This window comes from Streptomyces massasporeus (genome assembly GCF_014648995.1).
GTDB classification, from domain to species: domain Bacteria; phylum Actinomycetota; class Actinomycetes; order Streptomycetales; family Streptomycetaceae; genus Streptomyces; species Streptomyces massasporeus.
This window is the reverse complement of sequence record NZ_BMSE01000045.1, coordinates 1-9,102: the sequence shown is the minus strand read 5'-3', so window position 1 is coordinate 9,102 and position 9,102 is coordinate 1. Positions and strand designations below refer to the sequence as shown.

General features: G+C 70.4%; 8 protein-coding genes. 2 read left to right on the top strand and 6 right to left on the bottom strand.

All coding sequences use genetic code 11. The features are described 5' to 3' along the window. Window positions 1-346: 346 nt before the first annotated feature. Window positions 347-529 carry a zinc ribbon domain-containing protein gene (locus tag IE153_RS40820; protein WP_189594731.1) on the bottom strand — a complete coding sequence of 61 codons (183 nt, stop codon included), beginning with the start codon at window positions 527-529 and terminating at the stop codon, window positions 347-349. A 295-nt stretch (window positions 530-824) separates the two neighbouring features. On the opposite strand from IE153_RS40820, the gene IE153_RS40815 reads away from it, so the two are divergent. Together IE153_RS40815 and tpg are read left to right on the top strand one after the other, a co-directional pair. Next, complete coding sequence (locus tag IE153_RS40815) at window positions 825-3,371, top strand: DEAD/DEAH box helicase (RefSeq protein ID WP_189594730.1); 2,547 nt, start codon at window positions 825-827, stop codon at window positions 3,369-3,371. A 160-nt stretch (window positions 3,372-3,531) separates the two neighbouring features. Further along, the gene (tpg, locus tag IE153_RS42985) at window positions 3,532-4,089 is read left to right on the top strand and encodes a telomere-protecting terminal protein Tpg (RefSeq protein ID WP_189594729.1); all 558 of its coding nucleotides are present in this window, start codon (window positions 3,532-3,534) and stop codon (window positions 4,087-4,089) included. Between the two features lie 31 nt (window positions 4,090-4,120). Here the strand turns inward: tpg and IE153_RS40805 are convergent, their stop codons facing one another. The 5 genes from IE153_RS40805 to IE153_RS40790 form a co-directional block, all read right to left on the bottom strand. Next, on the bottom strand, window positions 4,121-4,984 hold the full coding sequence (locus tag IE153_RS40805) for a hypothetical protein (protein WP_229829439.1): 864 nt from the start codon (window positions 4,982-4,984) through the stop codon (window positions 4,121-4,123). A gap of 18 nt (window positions 4,985-5,002) precedes the next feature. After that, the gene (locus tag IE153_RS42235; RefSeq protein WP_229829438.1) at window positions 5,003-5,233 is read right to left on the bottom strand and encodes a hypothetical protein; all 231 of its coding nucleotides are present in this window, start codon (window positions 5,231-5,233) and stop codon (window positions 5,003-5,005) included. Window positions 5,234-5,244: 11 nt separating this feature from the next. Continuing rightward, window positions 5,245-5,988: an AAA family ATPase gene (locus IE153_RS40800; RefSeq protein ID WP_189594728.1), complete on the bottom strand. Its 744-nt coding sequence runs from the start codon at window positions 5,986-5,988 to the stop codon at window positions 5,245-5,247. After that, entirely contained in the window at window positions 5,985-7,595 is a 1,611-nt protein-coding gene (locus IE153_RS40795; RefSeq protein ID WP_438817989.1) for a TnsB C-terminal domain-containing protein, read from the bottom strand. The genes IE153_RS40800 and IE153_RS40795 overlap by 4 nt, the downstream gene beginning before the upstream one ends. Before the next feature lie 101 nt (window positions 7,596-7,696). Next, a complete protein-coding gene (locus IE153_RS40790; protein ID WP_189594726.1) occupies window positions 7,697-8,803 on the bottom strand; it encodes an AAA family ATPase in 1,107 nt (368 codons plus the stop codon). Window positions 8,804-9,102: the final 299 nt, after the last annotated feature.

Below are 9,102 nucleotides of genomic sequence, written 5' to 3'. Positions count from 1 at the left end.
CCCGCGGAGCGGGTACCACATCGCTGCGCGATGTGCAAGCGAACACCCGCGCTGCGCGCGGGTGTTCCGCTCACGCTCCGCGTGAGCGGAGCTGCTCGCTGCGCGAGCAGCGCACAAGCCTTGCTGCGCAAGGCTTGTGACGCTCCGTCCGCTGCGCTCCCGGAGCTCCGGGGCCTGCGGCCCCGTGAGGGCGGCTTCCGCTGCGCTCCAGCCACCCGGGCCGCTACGCGGCCAGAAGGCCGGCCCCGCTGCGCGGTGCGGCCAACGGGCCTTCGGCCCGAGCAGCGAGGAGAGGGGGCGGGAGGGGCGTTGCTCTGTGGCCTCGCCCCTCCCGTGGCGGCCGCACTCAGCCTTCTGGGTTGCGGGCACGCTCGAAGTCCCGCCGTACTGCAGCACCCTGGTCCTCAATCAGCCCGGCCTCATCGGGGAGGTCCAAAACCGCGCCGCAGTGGCTGCACAACTTCCCGTCCTCGGCGGGCGTGCCACAGGCCTTGCAGAACCGGTTGCCCTTTTCGTTCTCATGCGTCATGACTCTCCGGAAGCACCTTGGAAGTGTTGGATTCGATGCGGAGTACCCGTAGCGTCGAGATCGATTCACAGTCGTGAGTGCTTCATTTTGAAGCTAAGATAGACTCTGGAGCTGGTTGGCTTCGGGGGTGTGGCATGTTGCTGCTGAAGGCCGGTTGCGCGGATCTCGGATCCAGGGCGTGCATCACTGTCTCGAGTGAAAGCCGCTGTGAGTCAACTCCGCTTGTGAGCAGGCTGGTTGGTCAGATGGGGCGTATGAGGAAGATCGTCTGGCTTTGTTGGAGAGGGTCGATGGAATGGCAATGAAGGAACTCCGTCCTCATCAGCGAGAAGCCGTGGACGCGGCACGCCGTGTACTCGAATTGCCTGCACGAGCTACCGTGCCTGAGCGGGGTCTGCGCACCCAGGTGATCATGGCCACCGGCACCGGCAAAACCCTTGTCGCCGTACGCAGCGCCGAGGAGCTGCGTGCCGGCCGTGTACTCGTCCTCGTGCCTTCGCTGGATCTGCTCGCGCAAACCGAGGCCGCGTGGCGTGAGGGAGGCCGCAGCGGCCCGGTGATCGGGGTCTCTTCCTTGCGCGGTGAAGAGGCGGCCTTCCCGAACACCACGGACGTGAACGAGCTCGTTGACTGGGTGCGCCCCTTCGACAAGGTCACCGTCTTCGCCACGTACGCCTCCCTGGGGCTGGGCACGCTCGAGCGCGCGCACCAGGCCGGCCTTCCGGGCTGGGACCTGATCGTGGTCGATGAGGCGCACCGGACGTCGGGGCGGCTGGGTAAGCCGTGGGCGGTCGTCCACGACAACACCCGCGTCCCCGCCCTGCGCCGTCTCTACATGACCGCCACGCCGCGGTTGTGGCAGCTGGATGAGGACCAGGAGCAGCAGGGTGTGCCGGGTGAGCTGGTGGCGAGCATGGAGGACGATCCGGACGGTCCGTTCGGTGCGCGCTGCTACACGCTGACGCTGTCGGAGGCGATCGACCGCGGCATCTGCGCGCCGTACCAGGTGGTGTGCGTGGACATCACCGACACCCAGCTCCAGGCCGCGCAGCTCCTGGGCGTTCAGGGCCGTTCGGACGAGGTTCGCGGGGCCCGGCTCGCAGCCCTCCAGACCGCCCTGCTCAAGGCGTCGGCGGACGAGAGCTTCCGGCGCACGCTCGTCTTCCACCACGTCGTCAAAGAGGCCGAGGCGTTCGCGGCCGGTCTCCCAGGCGTCGCCGCGCAGCTGCACGCCACCGACCCCGAGCTCTACCCGAAGACGATCTGGGCAGACTGGCTCTGCGGCGATCACAAGCCCAACCACCGGCGGCGGGTCCTCGAGGAATTCGCGGCCGGGGTCGCCACGGATGGCACGGTGGTGGAGAAGGGCTTTCTGGGCTCGGTGAAGGTCCTCGGGGAGGGTGTCGACACCAAGAACTGCGACTCCGTCTACTTCGCCGACGTCCGCGGCTCCATGCCCGATCTGGTCCAGGCCGTGGGCCGCGCGCTGCGCATGCAGCCCGGCGACGGCAAGGTCGCATCGCTCGTGGTGCCGGCCCTGCTCGGACCCGGCGAGACACCGGACAACATGCTCACCAGCCGGGCGTACGGCGGGCTGGCGAAGCTGCTGGAAGCGCTCAGGGCCCACGACGCCCGAGTCGTCGAGCAGCTCGCCGAACAGCAGGCACGGAGCCGGGTCAGGGGCGTGCAGAGCCGTAGCGGGGAGCAGGAAGGCGAGAGCGACCGAAGCGACCGGATGTCGGTACCGGCACGAGAACTGCTGAAGTTCAGCACACCCCGCGACCCCGCGCAGCTGGCCGCATTCATCAACCTGCGCGTCCTCAACCCCGAGCACGCCCACTGGCGGCGCGGCATCGAAGCCGCCGTCATCTATGCCCGCGAATACGGCAACCTCAAGGTGCCCTTCACCTACCGCATACCCGGCCGCGACGACCAGGCAGTGGAGGCCGAGGGATGGCCGGCCTCGCTCGCCGGGTTCCCCCTCGGGCAGTGGATCGCCGACAACCGGCGCTTCCACGCCCGCGGCGACATGGACGATGACCGTGTCCAGCAGTTGGAGAAGCTGGGCATGGTGTGGTCGCACTTCGACGTCGCGTGGGAGGAAGGACTCGCCGCCGCGCGTGGATGGGCCGAAGCGAACGGGCACCTGCTGGCGCCGCTGGACGCCACCTACCAGGGCTACCGAGTGGGGATCTGGCTGAAGAACGCGCGGGCCGCCGCCCGCAAGGCGGCCGAGATCAAACAGCGGCGCGCCGAAGGACTCCCGGTCGGGCCGGCGGCCGGGGCGCTGTCCGAGGAGCGGCGCGAACAGCTGGAGGACATCGACCCGTCCTGGTGCCCGGCCTGGCCGGTGGAATGGCAACGCGCCTTTCACCTCACCCGGCAGCACCTCGAGGCCGGCGGCACGCTGCCCACCGAGCCGGGTGCCGTCCTGCACCAGGGCGAAGACCTCGGACGGTGGGCGCGTGCCCAGCGTCTGGGCTGGGACAAGCTCACCGGGGTGCAGCAGTGGATGCTGGAGCAGGTCCTCGGGATCGAGCCCGCCACCGAGGACGATAAGCCGAAGCCGCGCCGTACGCAGGCCGACAAATGGGCCCTCAACTACGCTGCCGCCAAGCAGTACTACCAACGCGAGGGACACCTCCGAGTCCCCCGCAAACACATCGAACAGATCATCGTCGGCAGCCGGGACGGGGAGGCGGGCGGCCACGAGGACGACGAGGACCAGCAGGTCCGGCAGATCAAGCTCGGGGCATGGGTCGGGAATCAGAGATCCAGAGCCGCGTCGCTGTCGTTGGAACGGATCGAACAGCTCTCCGCCATCGGTATGCGCTGGGCGTAACCCGTTCTGTCATCGGCGCTCTCCTGGGGCTCTCTTAGCCGACGCCAGTTGTGCTGTCACGGGAATGCCGGAAACGGCGGTCAGGGGGCAGACAGCGTGGGAGGACTGAAGTCACGGGCTGGGATGCCGGCCTGTCGACTGGCCGCTTGGAGAGGCGGACGTGGGGCATATCGAGCAGGGGCTGGAGCAGGCGTTGCGCACCCGGCCCGTTCCCTTGAGCACCGAGGCTCGCCTGCGGTTTCTGCTGGCAGCACATCGGCATTCCACCCGGAGGGTGGCCGCAGTCCTTGGGGTGTCACAGCGCACCGTGCAGAGGTGGGTGACAAAGAAGCCCGGAGCGCGTCGCCCGCCAGGTCCGCTGCATCTCCGGGTGATCGAGGAAGCGGTCCTGGCTCGGTGGCAGCCCCGGATACGGGCCCGCCGACGTGCCCAGGCCGAAGCGGAGGGCTTCGTTTTCCACACCAGGGCGCGATTCGGGTTCGCTGCTGCGGCCGGCTCCTCGGACGATCCGCGGGTGCGGCGGATCACCCAGGCCCTGCCGGGAGAGGTCGCCCGGGAGCTGTTCGCCGCCCGGGACGCCGGTGCGGGCGAGCAGCAGCAGTTAGTGATCCTCGCCCGCGGGCTGGGGCATGCCTACTTCCGCGATGGGGGCCGCCGCGCCCACGGCCTGCACATCGCCTTCAGAGACCTCGAGTTCGCCGACTTCTCGATCGGATGAGCCTGCCCTCTGATCGGACGCGTCAGGGCGTTCAGCGCCGCGAGGGCCTGGCGCGTACGGCCAGCATCGCTTCGTACCTTGTGGCCTCCTGCCGCTCGCGCCAGTCCCACTCCACACGGCCGGCCGGGCCTTGGCGACGGGCCGCAGGCGGCTGGGGCGGGCGCAGGCTGGCCATCTCCGCCACGCGCAGCAGGAGGGCACGGTTGCCTGGCGCGGCGAACAATTCCTGGTCCTCGCCGGAAACGAGCCGGGCGAAGCAGGCCGCCGCCCGCAGGAAGACGCCCGCCCAGGGCGGCACGGGGTAGGCGGCACAGCCGTCGGTGTAGCGGGCGCGGTCGTGCAGGGCGAGCGTGGCCGCAGCGTCGTCGTAGTCGCGAGGGCGTGCGGTGGCAAGTTGCTGGAGGGAGGCGCCGGTGATCAGTGCGGCGGCAACGGTCGCGGCCAAGCGAGGGTGTGCGGTCACCCCATGAAGCCGGTGGACGACTTGCTGGGCAGCGTACGAGGTGAGAGGCGTGGGTGGCGGGCGGTGCCGCCAGGCGATCGGCGGTGGCGTGCACGGGGCGGCGCAGGGGCGGGGGCTGTCGTAGGAGATGAGGCGGTCCAGTGCGGGCAGGGTGAGCCACCGGCTGGCCGGCGCGGTGGGCTCGTCTGCGGGCGGGGGTTCGGCGATAGGCGTGCCGTAGTAGTGGCGGCGGGCAGCCTCGAAGTCTGCGGTGAGGGAGTAGTCGGCCGTCCGTAGGGCTTGGTGCAGGGCGGCGGGAAGGTGTGGGCGGTGGCAGACCAGGGTCAGGTGGATGCCGGTGTGGGCCTGGAGCTGCAGGAGGCGCATCGTGCGGCGGGCGGTGAGGCGGTGGGCGCGCAGGACGGTCAGCCGGGTGACGGGCAGGGCGGTCATCCAGGCGGTGGCGGCTTCCTATGCGGGCTGGCGGCCGCCGGGAAAACGGCCCGGGAGCAGGGGCGGTTTGCCCAGGGCGACGAGAAGGTCGTGGGCGAGGCCGGTTTCGCTGGTGGTGCCCGGGCCGGGGTGCAGGGTGATCCGGCCGGACGACGGTTGGTGGGCGGCCAGAGCGGTGTGCGTGTGCAGCGTGTCGTCGTGACGGTCGATGACCACGGTGACGGACGGCAGCGGCGGGGCAGGAGGCATGGGCGGGGTGGTCAGGCGAGGCGGCTGAAGGCCCAGCGCAGCAGCTCTTGGTCGACGCGAGGGCGGCCGGTGCGTGCCAGGGCGGTACGGGTGTGGGCGGTCAGCTGGGCCCAGGCGCGGAAGTTGCCGTGCGCGGCGTGGCTGTCGGCGAACGTGATGTCCTCGGGGTCGGCATCGGCCCAGACCGGGTGGAACAGCGGGATGACCTCGAGGACCTCGTCGGGTGTGAGGCGGGTGAACTGCTGCCAGATGAAGACGCGGGAGGAGAGCATCGGTTCGCGGCGCAGCACGGTGTGGCAGCCCGCGCCGCCGACGAAAATGATGGCGAGCTGGGGTGAGGGTTCGTCCCAGAGGTAGCGGAAGTATTCGAACGCCTCCCCGTTGAGCCACTGGGCCTCATCCACCAGGAAGGTGCGGGGGCGTTCGGCCAGGGCGGTCTTGAGCAGGCGGTCGAACTCGCTGGGGTGGCGCGGCGGTTCACCCGGCAGGTCGAGGGCAGTGAACAACTCGTAGCGCACCGCGCGGGCGGTGGGACGGGCCCGGAAGGTGATCTTGCGGACGTCCTCGCCGGGTTCGAGTCCGCGCAGGCAGGTGTTGACAGCGAGAGTCTTGCCGAAACCGGCCCCGCCGTGGATGCACATCATCGCGCGGGCCGCGACGGTGTCGGTGATGTTCTCCCGGGCAGTGAGCAGGGCGCGGGTGGTGACCACGGACGCATCGGGCAGGTCGACGTACTGGTAGGTGGCCGCGGTCACGAGGCGTCTCCGTTTTCATCGGTGATGGGAGGTGCGGCCCGCCCGCCCGGGCCGTCGGGGGCGGAAGCGCCGTCACGGCCGTACGGATGCGGGACGGGTGGGCCTGGCGTGGTCAGCGCGGCCAGGGAAGCCGGGGTGCGCCAGTCTGCCGGGGGCGCTGCGGGCGGGATGAGGTCCGGCATCGCGAGCTGCGCAAGGTCGGAGTCGGCAGTCTGAGCGAGTTCTGCCTCGGCCTGCGCGGTGGTCAGCGCGCCGAGCCGTTGAGGTGCCTCGGGCTGATTCACGGCGGCGTAGCGCTCGCGCTGGGATGCCTCCAGGTCCTTCTTCAGGCGGCGTGCGCGAGCGGACCGCGCCCTTCGTACGGCGCTGATCTGTTCCTCGGTGGCCTGGTCGGCCAGGTCCGCAGAACCGAGGTAGCGGCCGGTGGCGGCGTCGTAGACCTCGATCCGGTGGTCGTGGTGGGGCATGAAACGGACCCTCACCTGGATCCCGGCCTGGCCGGTCATCCACGGCCCCACGTAATCGCGTCTGCGGAAGCGGATGCCGCGGGTGGTCAGCGTGCGGGTGCCGGCGTCCTCCAGGGTGAACGTCCACAGATCTGTCGCGGGCACGTCCCGCAGCGGGGTGAGATCGTCCTGCCACGCCTCAAGCGGGGTCTTGCCCCGCAACGGCGACGGGCGGTGCTCGGTGTTCCACCAGAGCGTCCAGGCCAGCAGCCGGGCGGTGAAGTCCTCGAAGCTGAGCAGCACTTCGTCCTTCGGACGGGAAGCCCGTTTGCCGGGGCGCGGCTGGCGGGCATAGCCGGGCAGCGCGGCCAGGAACATGCTCTCCACCGCCCGGTTCAGCCCCTCCACCGTGCCCTTGAGGTGAGGGGTGTAGGCAGGCAGGTCCTCCACCGTCACATCCAGCAGATCGAACGCGGCCGTCACCGTCCGGGACAGAAAGTCCTTGCCACGGTCCACCCGTACCTTCTCCGGCAGCCCGCCGAACGGGCCGTAGGGTTCCTCGCGCAGGACCGCGGAGCGCAGCGCGGCCAGCACCGACTCCCGCGACGGATGCACCGGCGTGACCGCGACACCCATGATCGCGTTCGTCGCGCAGTCGGTGAACCAGGTGATCCACGGCCTGCGAGCCCTGCCGTCGACATCGACCAGCACCGGCGCCTGGACGTGATCGGTCTCCCACACCTGGTTACGCCAGGGGCGCGGCCGGGCCAGGAACACATCATGCTTGCGCGCCGCCCGCTCCCCACCCGCTAGCCCAGCCCGCTCCCCCGGCGTCAAATCACGGCGGATCGCCCGGTGCAGCGTCGGAATCGACGGAGGTGGCTCCCCCTCGCCCTTGGCTGCGCGAGCGATCAGCTCGCGATGGACCGCCGCGACGTTGCCCTTCCACAAGGCCAGCAGGCGGCGCACTTGCGGGGTGACGGAAAAGCGGTCTTTACTCTGGGCCCGCGCCCCGGGCGCCGCGGCCGCGGACTCGTCACGCTCGGCAGCCGCAAGCCACCGCCACACCGTGCGCTCCGTCACTTCCAACGACTGAGCCATCAGCCGTACATGCTGGGTCGTCAGTTTCTGGTCCTGCCGCAGAGCAAGCAGCCGGCGCACGGCAGGGCCGCGCAGCGCCGACAGGGAGGAAGACGGCAGACCTCCCCGCGCGTGCGGACCGTCCTCGTGGCCGCCAGCCTCTCCCGGACCGGAGGCGCCGGTCACAGCGGCCCCATGAGCCGTGCGCAGGCCCGCTCCAGCAACCCGCGGTCCACCACCGCCCGGCTCCTGCCATAGGTCTCGGCGGTCAGGTGCGAGGTGAGCTTCGCCCACGTCCGGAAATTGCCGTGGCCCACATGCTCGTCCACCCACACGACATCGTCCTCGCTCACGTCCTCCCACAGCGGATGGAAGGCCGCCATCGCCGCTGCCACCTCGCCCGGGCCAAGACGCGGCACCAACTCCCAGGTCAGCACCCGAGACGCCAGCGCGGGCACCCGGCGCAGCGCCCGCTCGCTGCCCGCACCCGCCAGCACGAGGGCCGTGTCCGTGTCCGGGTGGTCCCACAGCCCGCGCAGAAACTCCAGCGCCGGCCCTGGAAGGCGCTGTGCCTCGTCCAATACCAGCACACGAGGCTGCCGTAGCGCGTTCACCAGCATCAGGTCGGCCTCCCCCGCCCCGCGCGGCAGACGCCTGCCCAGCTCCAGGGCGTCCGCGAGCACCCGGCGCAGTTCGGGAACTGTCGGGTGCACACCGACGTGGACCCGGCGGACCCGGGCCGGGTGCGGCAGCTGGGACAGGGCGTACTGCAGCGCGACGGTCTTGCCCTGGCCGGCGTCGCCGTACAGACACACCACCGCCCCGACCGCGGCCGCGTGCGCGACCGTCCGCAGCACCGACCGCACAGCAGGCGTGTGCACCACCTGCGCGCCCGGAACCAGGACCGGGACCTGCGTCAGATGCTTCTGCTCCCGCAGAAACACCTGCCCGCCTGTGCCTTGGCCGGCCACGACGTTCAGGCCCAGCTCGCTGAGGGGATCCGGTCGGCGCGGCCCGGCCACCTCAGGCTCCCGCCCGGTCAGCAAAGCCCGCCCGGCCCGTCGGTCCCTGCGGATTACCCGGCTCAACGTCGACATCGACGGAACGGGCACGTCACCGCCGGCAGCCACCAACCGACGCCTCAGCTCCGAGACATTGCCCCCCGCCTCACCGAGCAGCTCCCACACCTCGTCCGACACCGCGTATCCCTGCCGGACCTGCGCCTCCGCCCGCCCTGTCGCCTTCGCCTGCTCCAGCCAGCGCCAGACCGTACGCTCCGAAACACCCACCGTCTCAGCGACCGCACGCACATGCCGCGTCGACAACTCCCCCACCTGCTGCCTCTCCAGCAGACGACGCACCACCAACGCCCTCGGCAGCACAGCCCCACGGCCGGCCCTTACCTCTTGATCCACCCCACGATCACACCCGCCCAGCCCACCTCAGCGCATAAGAACTCACGAACCTGAGACAGCATCACCCACCATCAGATAAAGCCCCACGACAGCGACCCACACACCAGTCTCTCGCCTCATGACAGTGCCAGCCCTCCCTTCAACACCCCACCGACCAGCACCAAAACACCAAC

Bases quoted from the DNA above. Each gene is read 5' to 3' on its own strand.
- IE153_RS40820 (WP_189594731.1), bottom strand. From the start codon at position 529: ATGACGCATGAGAACGAAAAGGGCAACCGGTTCTGCAAGGCCTGTGGC.
- IE153_RS40805 (WP_229829439.1), bottom strand. From the start codon at position 4,984: ATGACCGCCCTGCCCGTCACCCGGCTGACCGTCCTGCGCGCCCACCGC.
- IE153_RS42235 (WP_229829438.1), bottom strand. From the start codon at position 5,233: ATGCCTCCTGCCCCGCCGCTGCCGTCCGTCACCGTGGTCATCGACCGT.
- IE153_RS40815 (WP_189594730.1), top strand. From the start codon at position 825: ATGGCAATGAAGGAACTCCGTCCTCATCAGCGAGAAGCCGTGGACGCG.